The 15,450-nt window shown below is 42.9% G+C and carries 16 protein-coding genes and 2 pseudogenes; 14 read left to right on the top strand and 4 right to left on the bottom strand.

Going from position 1 to position 15,450, the window contains the following annotated elements:
* Positions 1 to 230 precede the first annotated feature (230 nt).
* From OIU26_RS09840 to OIU26_RS09830, 3 genes are all read left to right on the top strand, one after another.
* Entirely contained in the window at positions 231 to 791 is a 561-nt protein-coding gene (locus OIU26_RS09840; protein WP_264216686.1) for an MFS transporter, read from the top strand.
* A 24-nt stretch (positions 792 to 815) separates the two neighbouring features.
* A complete protein-coding gene (locus tag OIU26_RS09835) occupies positions 816 to 1,094 on the top strand; it encodes a DUF1648 domain-containing protein (RefSeq protein ID WP_264216685.1) in 279 nt (92 codons plus the stop codon).
* Positions 1,095 to 1,247: 153 nt separating this feature from the next.
* Positions 1,248 to 2,144 (top strand): TetR/AcrR family transcriptional regulator, encoded by an 897-nt coding sequence (locus OIU26_RS09830; protein WP_264216684.1) that lies wholly within the window; start codon positions 1,248 to 1,250, stop codon positions 2,142 to 2,144.
* Between the two features lie 576 nt (positions 2,145 to 2,720).
* Here the strand turns inward: OIU26_RS09830 and OIU26_RS09825 are convergent.
* Positions 2,721 to 2,875: pseudogene (locus OIU26_RS09825) on the bottom strand (cupin domain-containing protein); the annotation flags it as partial.
* 125 nt (positions 2,876 to 3,000) lie between these two features.
* Between OIU26_RS09825 and OIU26_RS09820 the strand changes: the two are divergent.
* A pseudogene (locus OIU26_RS09820) lies at positions 3,001 to 3,242 on the top strand (IS5/IS1182 family transposase); the annotation flags it as partial.
* Between the two features lie 70 nt (positions 3,243 to 3,312).
* Positions 3,313 to 3,792 (top strand): GNAT family N-acetyltransferase, encoded by a 480-nt coding sequence (locus OIU26_RS09815; protein ID WP_025679703.1) that lies wholly within the window; start codon positions 3,313 to 3,315, stop codon positions 3,790 to 3,792.
* Between the two features lie 172 nt (positions 3,793 to 3,964).
* Here the strand turns inward: OIU26_RS09815 and OIU26_RS09810 are convergent, their stop codons facing one another.
* Complete coding sequence (locus OIU26_RS09810; protein WP_165082689.1) at positions 3,965 to 4,471, bottom strand: hypothetical protein; 507 nt, start codon at positions 4,469 to 4,471, stop codon at positions 3,965 to 3,967.
* Between the two features lie 75 nt (positions 4,472 to 4,546).
* Here OIU26_RS09810 and OIU26_RS09805 point away from each other — a divergent pair, with 75 nt between their 5' ends.
* From OIU26_RS09805 to OIU26_RS09775, 7 genes are all read left to right on the top strand, one after another.
* Positions 4,547 to 5,377, top strand: a complete 831-nt coding sequence (locus tag OIU26_RS09805; RefSeq protein WP_264216683.1) for a hypothetical protein — start codon at positions 4,547 to 4,549, stop codon at positions 5,375 to 5,377.
* Positions 5,378 to 5,616: 239 nt separating this feature from the next.
* A complete protein-coding gene (locus tag OIU26_RS09800; protein ID WP_025679706.1) occupies positions 5,617 to 5,955 on the top strand; it encodes an iron-sulfur cluster biosynthesis family protein in 339 nt (112 codons plus the stop codon).
* 145 nt (positions 5,956 to 6,100) lie between these two features.
* Entirely contained in the window at positions 6,101 to 6,661 is a 561-nt protein-coding gene (locus tag OIU26_RS09795; protein ID WP_025679708.1) for an SLOG family protein, read from the top strand.
* Between the two features lie 156 nt (positions 6,662 to 6,817).
* Positions 6,818 to 8,662 (top strand): rhamnogalacturonan lyase, encoded by a 1,845-nt coding sequence (locus tag OIU26_RS09790; RefSeq protein WP_436449042.1) that lies wholly within the window; start codon positions 6,818 to 6,820, stop codon positions 8,660 to 8,662.
* A 196-nt stretch (positions 8,663 to 8,858) separates the two neighbouring features.
* Positions 8,859 to 9,092, top strand: coding sequence for a hypothetical protein (locus tag OIU26_RS09785; protein WP_102163335.1), 234 nt, complete (start codon positions 8,859 to 8,861; stop codon positions 9,090 to 9,092).
* Positions 9,093 to 9,203: 111 nt separating this feature from the next.
* Entirely contained in the window at positions 9,204 to 10,070 is an 867-nt protein-coding gene (locus OIU26_RS09780; RefSeq protein WP_264216682.1) for an IseA DL-endopeptidase inhibitor family protein, read from the top strand.
* A gap of 91 nt (positions 10,071 to 10,161) precedes the next feature.
* The gene (locus tag OIU26_RS09775; protein ID WP_264216681.1) at positions 10,162 to 10,407 is read left to right on the top strand and encodes an HPr family phosphocarrier protein; all 246 of its coding nucleotides are present in this window, start codon (positions 10,162 to 10,164) and stop codon (positions 10,405 to 10,407) included.
* 90 nt (positions 10,408 to 10,497) lie between these two features.
* Here the strand turns inward: OIU26_RS09775 and OIU26_RS09770 are convergent, their stop codons facing one another.
* Both OIU26_RS09770 and OIU26_RS09765 read right to left on the bottom strand, forming a co-directional pair.
* A complete protein-coding gene (locus OIU26_RS09770) occupies positions 10,498 to 11,286 on the bottom strand; it encodes a formate/nitrite transporter family protein (RefSeq protein WP_264216680.1) in 789 nt (262 codons plus the stop codon).
* A gap of 89 nt (positions 11,287 to 11,375) precedes the next feature.
* Complete coding sequence (locus OIU26_RS09765; RefSeq protein WP_264216679.1) at positions 11,376 to 12,158, bottom strand: Cof-type HAD-IIB family hydrolase; 783 nt, start codon at positions 12,156 to 12,158, stop codon at positions 11,376 to 11,378.
* A 198-nt stretch (positions 12,159 to 12,356) separates the two neighbouring features.
* Between OIU26_RS09765 and OIU26_RS09760 the strand changes: the two genes are divergently transcribed.
* Positions 12,357 to 13,376, top strand: coding sequence for a WXG100 family type VII secretion target (locus OIU26_RS09760; RefSeq protein ID WP_013369606.1), 1,020 nt, complete (start codon positions 12,357 to 12,359; stop codon positions 13,374 to 13,376).
* An 801-nt stretch (positions 13,377 to 14,177) separates the two neighbouring features.
* Complete coding sequence (fabD, locus tag OIU26_RS09755) at positions 14,178 to 15,404, top strand: ACP S-malonyltransferase (RefSeq protein WP_264216678.1); 1,227 nt, start codon at positions 14,178 to 14,180, stop codon at positions 15,402 to 15,404.
* Positions 15,405 to 15,450: the final 46 nt, after the last annotated feature.

Genomic DNA, 15,450 nt, shown 5'->3' with positions numbered 1-15,450 from the left:
TTATCTTATTTTGACTATTTAGTTTTGTAAAGAACTAATAGTTCATAATCCGAATAAATCTTTTTATATCGAGGATTGACACACCTGGCTCTCAAGGATATGATGAATTGAAAACCAAAAAGTTTTTAATAAAACTAATTGGTCGAATAGGATCTTGACGGGCTAGACTGAAGCAGGCTTAGCTTAGTCCTCAACCTTCGTTCATTTCTAGAGAAAGCAGGTATTTGTATATGTCTCATCATGCAGTTATTGACGAATCTTCTAAGGAAGGGTCATTTATATTCCGTCTATATTTTTTACCAACGCTTGCGATCGTCATTGGGACGTTTATGGTGATTTTGAACAGCACAGCTCTTAACCTGGCCCTCGCGACCTGGGTTCAGGAATTTGGTGTTTCGCTCCAGACCACTCAATGGTCGGTAAACGCCTATACACTTTCACTTTCTGCGGTCATTCCGTTGGCAGGATGGCTTTCGGACAAATGCGGTGCTAGGAAGGTGTTTCTTTGTTCTATTGGATTATTCATGTTAGGTTCCATATTGTCTGCATTCGCGCAAAATTCTGGACAACTGATTTTTTTTCGGATCATTCAAGGTTTAGGGGGAGACATGGTTTCCCCGATTGGAATGGCCATGCTATATCCCCTTGCTTCACCTGACAAGCGAGGGGCAATCATCAGTTTACTTGGGATTCCAATGCTTCTCGCTCCCGCGCTAAGTATGGTACTATCCGGCCGGTTGGGTGAATTCGTAGACTGGCACTGGACTTTCTGGCTTACTACTCCCAAATAAGATAGAACAAAAGGAGGCAACGCATTGATTAAGATTCTCTTTCATCCTAAAACTACCGTTTTTGTCACGGTGCTTGCGTGGCTTGCCGCCATGATAGTGGTCTGGTCTGCTCCTCTGGAGATCCCTGTTCATTTCATGAATGGACAAGCCGACAGGTTCGTCAGTCGATGGGGCGGTCTTTTTGGTTTTCCAGCCTTGATGACCGTGTTGCTCATAATCCGAAATTGGCTTGACACTGTTGTGAGGCTTATTTATGTGCTGGTCTTACTCCATATTTGTATGCTATGTATCGCTCTAATGTAAGGGAGAACGCTTTTACTGAGTACCATGGAGTGGACCGGACACCTCATTTTGGCACGACGCCTTCTTTTTTGCTCGCTGGATATTGGCTATACTTGATCAAGGAACTTTGAAAAAATCACATCTGTCCGTAACAAGTGATAAGGAGACATAAGCATGAGTTTAATAAAGGAAAAAATCGTCCAATCTGCTATCCGCCTTTTTATGGAGAAAGGCTATAGAGCAACCTCAATTCAGGATATCGCCGACGATTGCAGTATCGCCAAAGGTTCCTTGTATAAATTTTTTGAGTCCAAGGAAGAGTTGTTCGTCAGTATATTGAAGCAACGCCAGCAGTATATGATGGATGAGGTGGAGCGAATTCGGGAAATGGCATTACCGCGTCGGGAAACGTATCTGGCCGAAATTATGGGTTTATTCCAATTTTTTGGCCGTCACGGCTACTATATTTCCCGAGATTACAATGAATTTCCCTCGGCGAGCAACGACAACATCTCTACCCTCATTCATCAGATTCAGATTCAGATGTTCAGCTATTACCAAAACCTGCTGATGCGCCAATACGGCTCTGCCATATTGGATTGGAAATGGGACGTAACTGCCATGTTTAGCGGCATGATCCGGGAGTATACTTTTCATCTGCTATTTGCCTACAAACCAATCACCGTCGAAAAAATAGCAGGATTTATCGCGGAACGTATGGATGATTTGGTTCAAGGTTTGAGTAAATGTTCACCTCAGCCTCTGCTAACCTATGAGTTCATGAAAGAGTATGAGGAAGTGGATTTAGAGTCACTTGTCCCGACAAGCTCAGCGAGGATTTCCGTTTTGTTTCAAGCGATCTTGTCGATCATTCCTGATCTATATATCCCAAATGCCAGAAAGAAGGAACTTCAGCAAGTGACCGTGTTGCTTGAGGAAGAGTTGGAAAATAAGGCACCTAGAGCGTTTTTGATCCAGGCATTGCTGCGGGATTTGGCCGCTGAAGCAGAACTATCGTTCTATGCCCATCAGTTGCAACAGCGGCTAGGCGAGCTTCTTATTAAAGATTGATTTCGATATGAGTAAAAGGCGGTTTTCTCTCAAGTATGATTTCGTATTATTAGGTCAACCCAAAATTTGGGCGGCCTATTTTAATAGGTGTTTTAAGATGATGATAGCCGGGGGAGAACTAGGTGGTTTTAGGGGAATAAAAAACCCGTCAAGAAAACTGTCCCACTCCGCCTCTACTTCACGGGAAATGGTTGATTTCGAACCAACAAGATAGGCGTTCATTTTCTGGTGTTCCATCAAAAAACGTAAGACAACAGGTGGGAGTTCCGTTTTCTCGTTAGCAGAACTGGAAGTCCTTCATGCATGGCATAGTTTGGTACAAACATATTTTCAGAGAAGGTTTCTTCCTTGTTCTGACATAGGGGGATACGTCAGCCGATAGTTCGATACGGCTACCGATGTTTCGTATGGGCTACCGTCGTTCGTGGAAATCCGGGATAGGCCAGCTGAATTAGTTGATCATGACAGCAAGATCATGATCTCCCTAAATTCGTGCAGTGTCTATCGTATTTGAGCTAAACAATTGAATCACCTCATCCCCATCTTATGTGCAAATGTCTAATTAATTGGATTTATCTATCTCTCAGTAGACATGGCCATTTCTTTTGTTTGATGAACTGTACCAAATGGATGCTCAGGCGGTGCGTAGATAACATATATTTCAAGAGTTGTATTTCCTGTTTAGTTACATTATTCCATTTACCAACAGGTAACATCAGTGCATAGTCACAAAAAATATACCATATTAAACGATCATACCGTTCAGTTTTTAGAGAAACACGACCATGTCCTTGGCGTGTTTTTCTGTTAGTATGTTAGTTGTGTTGAAAGAAAATAAAGTGTTTTCTTTGGATACGTGCCCTATTTGTCGCTTTTGGCCGCCAGCAAAAACGCTTTGAATTTAAGGTCGAAGCCGTAGCACTTGATTCGGGTTATTTAACAACGTCAATTTGCAAAGGACTTCAAAGCTGGAAGACCTTTGCGGTGATTGCTCACCGGAGATTTCATCCCAAGCAAGGATTGTTTCCAAAGTGGAAATTCACCTTTGACGCCGAGCGAAATATGTTCGTTTGTCCGGCGAATCACGAACTGAAATACTGAACCACAGACCGAAAGGACTACCGGCAGTATGCTCCCGAATTTTAGATTTAATTGAAGGAGATCGTATATGGTTATTCGAGAAATGAAAAAAGAAGACAATGCAAAAGTAAAAGAAATTATACAAGATTCATTAAAATCACTTGGATTAGCGATTCCTGGAACAGCTTATTTTGACCCTCAACTTAATGACCTACACCAATACTATAATAATTTAAAACATGCGAACTATTGGGTAGTAGAAATGGAGGGAGAAGTTGTTGGTGGAATTGGCATAGCGCCGTTTAACGAACATGATAAAGTTTGCGAATTACAAAAGCTATACTTAAGTCCAAAAGCTCAAGGTTTAGGGCTTTCCAAGAAACTTATGGAAACAGCTTCGTCTTTTGCCTCTAAACATTATGAAAAATGCTATTTAGAAACAATGCATGAATTAAAAACTGCATGTTTATTATATGAAAAGTTTGGATTTACACTTTTACATGAACCTCTACCAGGTTCTGAACACTCTGCTATGGATGCTTGGTATATAAAAGCTTTTCAAAGTTAGGTGTGTCAGTCTAATGTTTTATTTTCCCTGTACAAGTGGACCCTCATGACAAACATTAGCTGGTTTTCTTGTGTACGCTTCTTGCTGCAGAACTTATTCAAATAAATTTTAAAGAAGAGAAGACGTTCTGATTTTATCGGAACGTTTTCTTTCGGTTGGAAGGAGAAACTAATCAGTCAATTGAGACAATTTTCCATACACCATCTTTATCCTTTTCAAAATAGAAGGTATACCGTATATCGGGAGAGAAGCCTTCTTCTTTATTAAGTCGTTCGCCTACAATGGGAACCAATATCCGATCATTTTCTTGTAGAGCTTCAGCAATACCAGTAAACTTCACCGGATAGTCGAAGAGATAATCGTGAGCTGTTCCAACCCTTGGACTGAGGGCAGCATGGAATTGATCCAAATCGTTTGATACGAAGGCGGATATTGCCGCTTTGAGTTTCGTTATCATTCCATACTCAATTAGTGGATCTTTAATTTCATTCCATTTGATCTCGTCCAAGCTTTGGTGTGCGGTTGATAACTCTGGTCCTTCTTGAATTGCTGATTCTGAGGCTGCCGGTACTGTTTCATTAGTGGAGGTTCCTGTTGTCTCCTGCTTTCCACAACCAGCAAACACACTTACACTTATAGAAAGTATAAGAATAGAAATAAATTGAGCAGGTTTGTTCATATTTAGATTCACCTATCCTTTCTCTTTCAATAACGACTCCTAAGAACAATAAACTTTTTGCAAAGGAGCATTAAAATGAAAAATCTAAGATTAAAATACGCTATTGCTTTCCTGTCGAGTATAGTGTTGGTGGGAAGTATAAGTGGCTTTTCTATCACTAACGCTAATAGTACATTACAGCCTAATACCTATGTTCAAAGTTCAGTTAATACTGTAAATCCATCTGTATATCAGTCCATAACTAAGTTTAAAAAGAACGAGACTCCAGATCAAGTAATGTGGAAGGAAAAAAACATTACGTTATTGGCAAAAAAAGTCGAGCTGGAAAATGTTCCGAGTTCTGAGAAAAGTGTCATTACATCCATAACGATCAAAAAAGGAGAAAAGAGTTACACCCTTAAAACAGATGGATATAATGATAAACTGCGTGATATATCGAGTGCAGTATTATCTCCTTCTAATACATGGTTGGCTATACAGGCACAGCGTAGTGCAGGCGATACGTTATTACTAATCAATCTTACAACCGGAAAATCTACCATTGTAAATGATCTATTAAAGGCTAAAGGCAAAAAAAATGTAGAATCCATTACTGCTTATAATTGGTCACCAAAAGAAGATCAAATTGTCTTTTCGTTCGGTGATACATCAAGCAGCTCCCTAGCCATTTATAATACGAAGAAGGATGGCTTTATATATCTTCCTAGAGAAACGGATTATATTAGCACTGGCCTGATTTTATGGCATAAAGATGGAAAAAGTTTAGACTATATAAGTGAGTATCCATCTGATCAAAAGAAATTATACAGATACTCCATGGACAGAAAAAAGGTGAAATCTGTTAAAAAAATTAGCCAGAGTGAATTTCAAAAATGGTTCAAACTTGATAAATACCAAACAAATTAATACAAATGTAAGGGTGGATTTGAATCGTTGGGCACAAAGGAACCAAGTAGAGATGTGCATTCAGCAGAATCTCCGCGAAGAAACAAACGGTCTCTTTTATAAATGCCATCATTAATGATCTCCTTGTACTTAAAGTTTTGAGATGATTATAATGAAAATATAGTTTATATTTAGACTTTTGAAGTTGTTGAGTCCAAATATGTCCAAACATCTCAATTACAAAGGAGAGAGTTCATTTCATGAGTATACATTTAGAGTTGGATTCCTTGTCGGTTGAAAGGCTAGCGATGGTCCTTTCAGGACGGCCAGGCATGTTCAAGTTGTTTTATGATACAGAAGATTGTGGATGCAACGGCGTACTTGTCATCTTGGTGATCGATGCACCGAATGCAACCGATATAGCAGTTCAGTCCGATTCTTATTCTTTTTGGGTAGATCGGCAGCAGGAGCAGCAGTTCGATAGCAAAATGCGGCTTGAGGCAGATCCTAGTTACCCGTCGTTCAAAATAAGTAGCGATGCTGGTGTGTTGAGTAGCAATGTTAGAATTCAAGATCGGCGTGTAAACTCCGAGGGGTGATATGCGGGCGTGATAGGAATTCATTAAGCATCATAAAGTAATTTTGATTGAATACTAAATTCCCAAAAGACGAACCTTCTTTAGCCCATAGGGCAGAGGTTCGTTTTTACAATAATCTTTATGATAATTTCAGAAGGACGATGAGATGATGAAAAACTTGCTCGTTTCTGGCTATCGTGCCCATGAGCTGAATATTTTCAGTCAAAAGCACGAAGGCATTCCATACATTAAAAAGGCGATTACAAGCAGGCTGATTCCCCTGATCGAAGATGGGCTGGAATGGGTGATTACCCCCGGCCAATACGGGGTGGACTTGTGGGCTTGCGAGGTCGTCATTGCATTAAAACAGCAATACCCCGACCTAAAATGCTCTATTATGATGGCTTATCAAAATATGGAGGAAAAATGGAAGGAGGATAAAAAGGAATACTTTCAGCAGATTTGTGCCGAAGTTGACTATGTGGGAGTAGTTAGCCGCCAGCCGTATCAGGGAATATGGCAACTCAAGGCACGGGATGAACTCCTTTTCCGCAAAACAGACGGTTTATTGCTTGTGTATGACGAGGATGCCGGAGAGGGTAGCCCACGTTTTATGAAGGAACTGGCATTGAAAAAACAGCAGGCAGAAGGCTATCAATATATCAGTATTAGCTCAGAGGATATCCAAAGCATAGCTGACGAAGAACGATTATTCATGGACCTCTGATTTTTAAAGTATTAGCCCGGATTTTTGAACAAAAAGGACGAATTCGTCCCTTTACATTCATGTAAGCGCTATCATAAGATTTAAACAACAATAACTTATCAGTCAGATAAAATAAATTTATTGAAAATACAAACCATGAAAGGAGCTAATGATCAGATGAACAAAAGGTTTCGGCATGCTGTATTGCTCTGTCTCGGTGTCATGTTGTGTGGAGTGGTCACTCCGATGGATAGCCCAATCTCAGCTGCCTCTACAAGGCAAATGGAGAAGCTGAACAGGGGAACTGTCGCAGTGAAGGTACCAGAGGGTGTACTGGTGAGCTGGCGCTTATTGGGTACGGAAGCGGATTCGGTTGGTTTCAATCTGTACAGAGGGGCAAGCAAGGTGAATGATGCGCCGATTACATCGAGAACCAACTTCCTGGACAAGGCAGGTACGACCTCATCTTCGTATACCGTTCGTGCCGTGGTTAACGGAGCAGAGCAGGCCGCTTCTCCAGCGGTAAAGGCGTGGAACAGCAACTATCTGGACGTTCCCATACAGCAGCCTGCGGGAGGTACAACCCCGGATCATATGAACTACACGTATAATGCCAATGATGCCAGTGTGGGGGATCTTGATGGGGATGGCGAGTATGAGATTGTGCTGAAATGGGACCCTTCCAATTCTAAGGATAATTCGCAATCCGGGTATACGGGAAATGTATTTTTGGACGGATATGAGCTCGATGGAACACGCAAATGGCGAATCGATCTGGGACGGAACATTCGGGCTGGTGCACACTATACGCAATTTCTCGTCTATGATTTTGATGGAGATGGTAAAGCAGAGGTTGTATGCAAGACAGCAGACGGCACGGTAGATGGTACAGGTGTAAAGATTGGCGACGCTTCGGCTGATCATCGCAACACGAGTGGATATATTTTGAAGGGCCCCGAGTTTCTAACTGTGTTCTCAGGTGATACAGGCAAGGCCCTTAGTACGATTGACTATGTGCCACCGCGCGGAACGGTGTCCAGCTGGGGAGATAACTATGGTAACCGTGTGGATCGTTTTCTTGCCGGGGTTGCTTATCTGGATGGCGTGAGACCCAGCATAGTGATGGCACGTGGTTACTACACGCGTACCGTTCTAGTCGCATATGATTGGCGGAACGGCAATCTAAGCCGCCGCTGGACCTTTGACAGCAACAGCTCCACCAATGCCGGGACGGCTGGACAGGGGAATCACAGTTTGAGTGTGGCAGATGTGGATGGAGATGATAAGGATGAGATCGTGTATGGCTCACTGGTTGTAGACGATAACGGAGCGAAGCTGGCTAACACGGGAATGGGACATGGAGATGCGCTTCATGTCGGGGATTTGGACCCGGACCGTTCAGGATATGAAGTGTTTAAGGTGAACGAGGATAAAAATGCCACCTACGGAGCAGCTATGTACGATCCGCGCAATGGCAACATTTTATGGGGCGTAAAAACAGGCAAGGATACCGGACGAGGCATGTCGGCAGACATTGATCCGCGTACGAAGGGGAATGAGCAATGGGCACCAGGCATTGGGTTACGTTCAGCCCAGGGGCAGCTCATTACCAATACGACGCCTTCTTCCATTAACTTTGGTATCTGGTGGGATGGAGATCTGCTCCGTGAACTGCTGGATCATACCTCCTCAAGCGCTGGTAAAATTGACAAGTGGAACTATACGAACTCGACGACTTCCAACTTGCTTACGGCCACAGGGACGAGTTCCAATAACGGAACCAAAGGAACACCGTCGTTGCAGGCTGATCTGTTCGGTGACTGGCGGGAGGAAGTCATTTGGCGCAAAAGTGATAATTCGGCGCTGCGTATCTACACAACACCTTACGAGTCAGAACACCGATTCTACACGCTTATGCATGATCCGGTGTATCGCCTGAGTGTGGCCTGGCAAAACGTAGCCTATAATCAGCCCCCGCACACCGGATTTTATCTGGGAGAAGGGATGTCCAAGCCCCAGTAGCCGAACATATACACTCCTTGATATGCAGCTCGGTAGTGGGTTGAATGCTAGTTAAATGAATATAATCAGAAAGGGCTCCATGCTAATCGGGGCTCTTTTTGTTATGGGTGCAGAGGGGAACGTATGTTTTCCATATAGATGGGAACGCTAGTTCTTACAAAGGTAATACATGTGTATGATAAAGGAGGCGGAATCTGTGAGTTCTTTAACGACTGAAAGCATGATCGAGCTCGTAACTAATGTCGGATTCCCTGCAGCATTAAGCCTGATTCTGTTAAAATACATTCTCGTCACCCTTAACCGTAGATTGGAGCAGCTGGACCGTTCTGTGAAGCAAATGTCACGATCCTTGGAAGAGATCGAGGCAAAGCAGGAGAAACGGTCAGAACCTACGCTCCCGGCAAATACGGACAAACTTCGTGCAGAATGAACAAAAAAAGGCAAATAGAAACAATTTAGCAACCTAATCGAGCACCGAAATTCTTATAATAGAAACGTGTGCAGTTTATGCAGACATATGATTATGGAGGTGTATTTGAGTATGAAAATAAATACGAAACTATCCGCACTATGTGTTGCGGCCACACTTTTGAGCGCGGCACAGGTCGCTGCTGCTGCGCCCGCCGTGTCCGGTCCAGCGAACGCGGCGCAACCGAGTGTTGCCGTCCCGTCAGCAACTGTACCGACCCAGGTGCCTGCACCAGCAGCATCAGCGTCTGTTGCGACGCCAGCCCCTGCGCAAGCGCCGTCAGTTCCAGCAACAACTGCTCCAGCCGCAGGTTCCGTCCAAGCGGCCACACCAGCAGCTCCGTCTGCACCAGCACCGCGCCCATCCGCGTCGGTAGCACCAGCGGCAGCTCCGTCTGTACCATCGACTGCCAAGCCGTCCAAGCCGGATCAGCCGTCTACTTCGGCGCCAGCCGCAGCTACAGCTACTAGCGTGAATCCAACCCAGCTGGACAAGCTGAACCATGAGAGTGCGATTCCGCTTGTGCTGGAGGCGCAGTCTCGTTATCAGTATGCCATCAGCGGTGGCAAATCGTTGGGCCAAGCGTTCCAGTTGAACGGTAAAAGCTACCGCTATTTGTCCGAGGACATCGGTACGAAGACCAAATTGATCAACTATCTAACGCAGGCTTATACGAAACAGGCCAGTGAGCAATTTGTCGGCAAATTTTTCGTTGAAGTCAACGGCAGACTAGCTCAGTTGAACGCAGATGGCGGCAATTTGCTAGAGTTCAGCCGGGCTACGGCGAAAATGGTAACCATGACTCCGGTGAAGCGCAGCTACCTGCTGACCGTGCCTTATCCGGCAGAAACCAAGCAGGCGAACGAGAAAATCACCGTGAATTTTGAAAAGGTCGGTAGCTACTGGAAGGTCAGCTCCGCGCCGCATGTCATTTTCTAAATAAGTTTGTGCAACGTTCTTTATAAATAGGGTATAGTGATGTTAAGGCTTGTTTCGTAAGCCCCAATTCAACGCAGGGGAGTGCTGTGCAATGATGACACCCATCAAGGTAAAAAACGTTAAGGATATTGAGAAGATCAATCAAATCGTATCCAATTATACGTATGACATCTGGATTCATGGCAAAAGCGGTATGGCAGATGCCAAATCCATTTTAGGCATGTATGTGCTCAAGCTGGATGAGCCGCTAACTCTGGTTGTACCTGACAACGTCAATCCCAAAAAGCTGTTCAAGGAGTTGGAGGAATTTATTCATTTTCCTGCTCAAACAGAATAAACAGCAAAGAAGCATCTGCAGACACTGCATACGCAATTTTTCGAAATTAATGCAAAGAAGCCATGGAACTTAGGTTCCACGGCTTCTTTTTTAGTGTTCCTCCTCGTCCAAAAACGGGAGATTGACCGAATAGTACATAACCCCCATAAGCAGCACGCCACCCACCAGATTCCCAAGCGTAACCGGAACGAGATTATGGATGACGCCAGCGACAGAGACCGTACCCGGATGATCCAGCACGAGCGCAATGGCGAAAGTACACATATTAGCTATACTATGCTCATATCCCGAAATGAAAAAGCAGAATACAAACAGCATCATAGCGAACATCTTTGCACCATTTTCCTTCATAAACATCGGCACAAAAAAGGCGAGGCAGACCAGCCAATTACACAAAATTGCGCGGAAGAATAGCTGCATTGCAGGCGCTTCCATTTTATGTTCAACCACGCTCAGCAGAAAGCTGTTCACGTTGGAGGAGTCAAACAGCCCTGTCAGGTATATAAGGAGTGCGAAAACCCCAGCACCTAACAAGTTGCCTCCATAGCTGGCAGTCCATAGCCGCAGCACCTGACCCCAGCGCAGCTTTTTACGGAGTGCAGCATAGGTATAATAGAAGGTGTTGCCAGTAAACAAATCCCCGCCGCCGTACGCGATCAGAATGATGGCTGCCCCGAACGTGAGCGCCGCCATGGGATAAGTGAATGGAGAATGCTCCATGTAAAAAAAGTTGCCCGTCTTGAAGGCGACAATAACGCCGAATCCGATAAACATACTCGCCAGCATGGAACGCGCCAAATACCGGAGCAGGCTTTGCTTGTAAATTTTGTATTTCTTCAGGGCTAGTTGTTCGACATTGCGTAAGCCTTCCGTTTCCATACCAACGACAACCTCCTATTTTCTCATATCTAAGTCATTAAACCGACTTGATTTTTCCCGAAACATGCTCAGCGTGTCAAACAATTCTGTTAGCTTAACAAACCAAGCTTTTGCAGTCCGTATAAAATTCCGTCTTCGTCTGCGCGTTTTGTGACCATTTTAGCAGCGGCTTTGGCTTCATCACAACCGTTCCCCATCGCGACACTGTTATGTATAGTTGTCAGCATCTCCACATCGTTTAATCCATCGCCAAAAGCGTATTGATTCTCATCGGCAATGCCCAGTCTGGACGTAATTTCGCGAATTCCCTTTGCTTTGGAGCCAGCGTGAGGAACAACGTCCACTGAACTTGGATGCCAGCGTACAAAGTCAAATGCTTTGAACACCGCTTCATAGTAAGGCTCTTCTTCTGCCGTACACATCAACAGCGTCTGATAAATATCTCTTCCCTGGAAGTAAAGCGGATCGTATCCGACTGAAATCTTGGCCTTAAGTGTTTGGACCGATTTCTCCACAAGTTCATCGTTAGGAATATTGGCTTTCATGTCCAGATGATCCATATATACGAGAGCGTGATTATGGGTGAGTGCCAGATCGGTCATTGCTTGCAAGGCTTCACGATTCAGCGGATTGGTAGCGACGACTTCCCCGCGAAGCACGACATATTGCCCATTAAAGCTAACGTAGGAATCAATTTCTAGCTGCTCACGGATATCCTTGAACATAAAAGGTGCACGTCCTGTTGCGATGGCTACCTCATGTCCTTGCTCTTTCAAAGCAAAGACAGCCTTTTTGGCGGTTAACGGCATTTTCTTGTCATCGTCCAGTAATGTACCGTCGATATCGAAAAAAATAATTTTTTTGTCTGACATGTCCTTACACCTGACTTTCAATAATATATTGTCGAAATAAACTCATATGGATTCATTATATCAAAGGAACTGCTTCTGAATACACAAATACGTATAAATCCTCATGAATGTCCGACTTCTATAGCTTACAATATGAAATAAGGATTACTGTAAACTATAATGTCTATCTCCTATTTTCGAAGATGGGATGTGATCACCATGACAAAAATCCAAGTCACACCGGAGCAGCTGGATAACGTGGCCTCCCAATTTGCCAATGCCCACGGCATACTGTATAACCAGCTAAACGGTCTGGATAGCACAATGAACCACCTTCACAGCCAGTGGGATGGTATGGAGAGAAATCGTTTTTATAATGACTATCGTACAGCTAAATATACGCTTTCTTCTATATTAAATAAGGTTCAATCCATTGAAATTGAGCTAAAAAGTATTGCTTTGAAGTTTAGAAATGCGGATGGTGGGAGCACACGTGGCTTCTGGTCAGCCTTGGCAGCAGCGATGAACGCCAGTGCAGCGCTGGCGGGCAGCGGAGAGGGTGGAAATCATACTGGAGATATCGTGGATTCACCCCAAAATATAGACGAGTGGGAGCAGGCAGACGCGGATAAATATCATCAATATGAGGAACTATTGAAAAACGCAGAGACCATCGGCGACAAGCAGGTCATGCAGAAGATCCACGACCAGATGAATGTCCTGCGGCTGCAATACGAGGACTCGGTTATCCGTACAGATTATAATACAGGAGCGACCTCCAAGATCACATCCGATTCCCTTGTTGCCGTCACTGAACTGACAGGTAAAGACGGAAGCAAAACGGATATATCTATAGATAAAAAAGGAAATATTATAAGTTATGAGCAAAATACGGACAAATACGATTACTGGGTCCAAAAGCATACTCAATCAGCTGGAGAGCACGCTCTAGGTAAAACGGCCCAGACCGTTACCGGTTATGGAATGGGTCTTATTTTGTCGCGCGGGACTGGCGTCAGTGGAGCAGGTTCGGGCGCAGCCTCCGGCTGGGGAGAACACGTTGTCGGCATTGGTGGCGGCATGATCAGTGACAAGGTGCTATTCTCTGTCCCCGATGAGGGAGAAACCCGTACCATGATCTACCGAACAAATAAAGAAACTGGGCATGTGGAGAACATGATCATCGTCACCAAAGGTGAAAATGAAATGAAGTATCGCTATTGGGAGGATTATAACTAGAACTTGAGTGGGAAATGATTTTAGTAAAGCGAATAGCAATATCTATCACATCTACAGACTTTTTCAAGACTAAGCGAGCGGCAGTGGAAGACTGCAAAACTCACCAGTTGGTAAAATCTGTAGATTTTTTAGTGCGCATATTTCTAAAATTATATTTGAGTTATTTAATTGTTACATCGTATTTATGATTTAAGCAGCAACATCATGAAGTAAAGGACATCTGACTCATATCGTGTCTTTAATTTTTTTTTTTCAAATGTAGAGTAATCTGAGCTTAAGATCAAGCTTCAAAAAAAGATTGTATTATCATAATTTGGATAAATGAGAAAATGTAATAAAAATGTATTTATATAAATCTTTTAAAAATATTTAACAATTGCATAATTTAATTTTATTTATTTTTATGTAGTGAAAATAATGAAAAGAGCTATTCTTTCAGGAAAACGACTTTATGTAATGACAATCAACAAAATTCTACATTTTACGACCTTTTATTTACAAAAATGTAACATTTGGAGGTTGACTTATTCATTGACTTTGTTGAAATAAATCGTTATTTTAATTCGTAAAAGGAGTAGAACATGGGTTGGAATAACGATTTATAAATTATTAATACAAGCTGATTAAATGCTAGTACACGGTGATTACATATGATTAATTTGTTTTTAAATGATTCCTTTTTTCATTAATTATGTCGATCATAAATTTCTGCTTTAATACTATAAAGGTTATAACTTGCAACAGAAGTTAAATTTAAAAAGTACACATATTCAGGAAGCTCACTGGAGAAGAGGTTTTCAGATGAATGGTTTTCAGATGAATAAAGTATCTTTTATTTTTCCTGGGCAGGGTTCGCAATATGTAGGAATGAGTAAAGAACTATGGGATAATTTTAATGTGGTAAAGCGTTTATTCGAAGAAGCGGATGATACCTTAGGTGTAAAACTCTCAAAACTTTGTTTTGAGGGAGATTCCCAAGAGCTTCTTCAGACCATGAATGCCCAGCCAGCCTTACTTACTGCCAGCCTTGCTGCATATTATGCTAGCAGAGAAATACTGGAACTGGAACCTCAACTGTTGGCCGGGCATAGTTTAGGAGAATATTCAGCATTGGTGTGCAGCGGTTTTTTCTCTTTTCAAGATGGACTTCAAATCGTGAGAAAACGAGGAATGCTCATGCAGCAGACTACAGCTAACGGGGTAGGGACTATGGTTGCTGTTGCGAATGTTTCTGCTTCTATTCTGGAGAGCTTATGTCAAGAGATATCTACGGATCGTGATGTTATATCTATTGCATGTCACAATTCGGACAATCAGTACGTGCTATCGGGACATACAGAACCTATGGCTCGAATAGTGGAGCAAATCAAACGTCTAGAACATAGTAAGGTTAACTATTTAACAGTAAGCGGGCCTTTTCACAGTACTCTGATGAAGCCTGCAGCAGATAAGCTTGCCGTAGAACTAAAGAAATTCCCGCTACGCAAGGGAAGGTGGCCGGTTGTTTCCAATGTAACAGCCTTACCACATGATGAATTCTCGATTTATGAATTGCTGTACAAGCAAATGATAAGCCCCGTACGCTGGACAGATACGATGGATTATTTATATCAGAACGGTATTACCGTTGCGTTAGAATTAGGTCCGAGAAAAGTACTTGGACAGCTGATGAAAGAAAGATATCCGACTATCTCCACTTTTTCTGTTAATACCAGTTCTTCTTTAAAAGAAGTGGACAAATGGCTAAGTAAGCAGCAAACTACACGCAAAGTTACACTTGAGCGTCTGGAGGAAGGCTTTGCAGCAGCGCTTATTGCACGAAATCGAAATGGAGATTACAAACAACATATGGAGGGGGTTGTTTACCCTAGTCAGCAGATTCGAAATCGGATCAATCAACTTCAAAGTCATAAAAATGACACCGTTTATAATGCGGTTAATACAGAGGTGTTAGAGCTAATTCGTACTATTCTCACTACCAAGCAAGTGCCCGATCAAGAACAACAGACGATTCTTAATATGTTCTGAATAAGATTCATCAATGATGTTGGAAATTGTAAATTTATTAACTGGA

Source organism: Paenibacillus sp. BT-177, from assembly GCF_025846815.2.
Lineage (GTDB): Bacteria > Bacillota > Bacilli > Paenibacillales > Paenibacillaceae > Paenibacillus > Paenibacillus polymyxa_C.
This window is presented reverse-complemented; position numbering and strand designations above follow the sequence as displayed.

What these genes read in the sequence shown, in the direction of transcription:
- OIU26_RS09830 (WP_264216684.1), top strand. Translation starts at nt 1,248, where the DNA reads ATGAGTTTAATAAAGGAAAAAATCGTCCAATCTGCTATCCGCCTTTTT.
- OIU26_RS09800 (WP_025679706.1), top strand. Translation starts at nt 5,617, where the DNA reads ATGAGTATACATTTAGAGTTGGATTCCTTGTCGGTTGAAAGGCTAGCG.
- OIU26_RS09840 (WP_264216686.1), top strand. Translation starts at nt 231, where the DNA reads ATGTCTCATCATGCAGTTATTGACGAATCTTCTAAGGAAGGGTCATTT.
- OIU26_RS09805 (WP_264216683.1), top strand. Translation starts at nt 4,547, where the DNA reads ATGAAAAATCTAAGATTAAAATACGCTATTGCTTTCCTGTCGAGTATA.
- OIU26_RS09760 (WP_013369606.1), top strand. Translation starts at nt 12,357, where the DNA reads ATGACAAAAATCCAAGTCACACCGGAGCAGCTGGATAACGTGGCCTCC.
- OIU26_RS09810 (WP_165082689.1), bottom strand. Translation starts at nt 4,471, where the DNA reads ATGAACAAACCTGCTCAATTTATTTCTATTCTTATACTTTCTATAAGT.
- OIU26_RS09795 (WP_025679708.1), top strand. Translation starts at nt 6,101, where the DNA reads ATGATGAAAAACTTGCTCGTTTCTGGCTATCGTGCCCATGAGCTGAAT.
- OIU26_RS09780 (WP_264216682.1), top strand. Translation starts at nt 9,204, where the DNA reads ATGAAAATAAATACGAAACTATCCGCACTATGTGTTGCGGCCACACTT.
- OIU26_RS09770 (WP_264216680.1), bottom strand. Translation starts at nt 11,286, where the DNA reads ATGGAAACGGAAGGCTTACGCAATGTCGAACAACTAGCCCTGAAGAAA.
- OIU26_RS09790 (WP_436449042.1), top strand. Translation starts at nt 6,818, where the DNA reads ATGAACAAAAGGTTTCGGCATGCTGTATTGCTCTGTCTCGGTGTCATG.
- fabD (WP_264216678.1), top strand. Translation starts at nt 14,178, where the DNA reads ATGAATGGTTTTCAGATGAATAAAGTATCTTTTATTTTTCCTGGGCAG.
- OIU26_RS09765 (WP_264216679.1), bottom strand. Translation starts at nt 12,158, where the DNA reads ATGTCAGACAAAAAAATTATTTTTTTCGATATCGACGGTACATTACTG.
- OIU26_RS09775 (WP_264216681.1), top strand. Translation starts at nt 10,162, where the DNA reads ATGATGACACCCATCAAGGTAAAAAACGTTAAGGATATTGAGAAGATC.
- OIU26_RS09815 (WP_025679703.1), top strand. Translation starts at nt 3,313, where the DNA reads ATGGTTATTCGAGAAATGAAAAAAGAAGACAATGCAAAAGTAAAAGAA.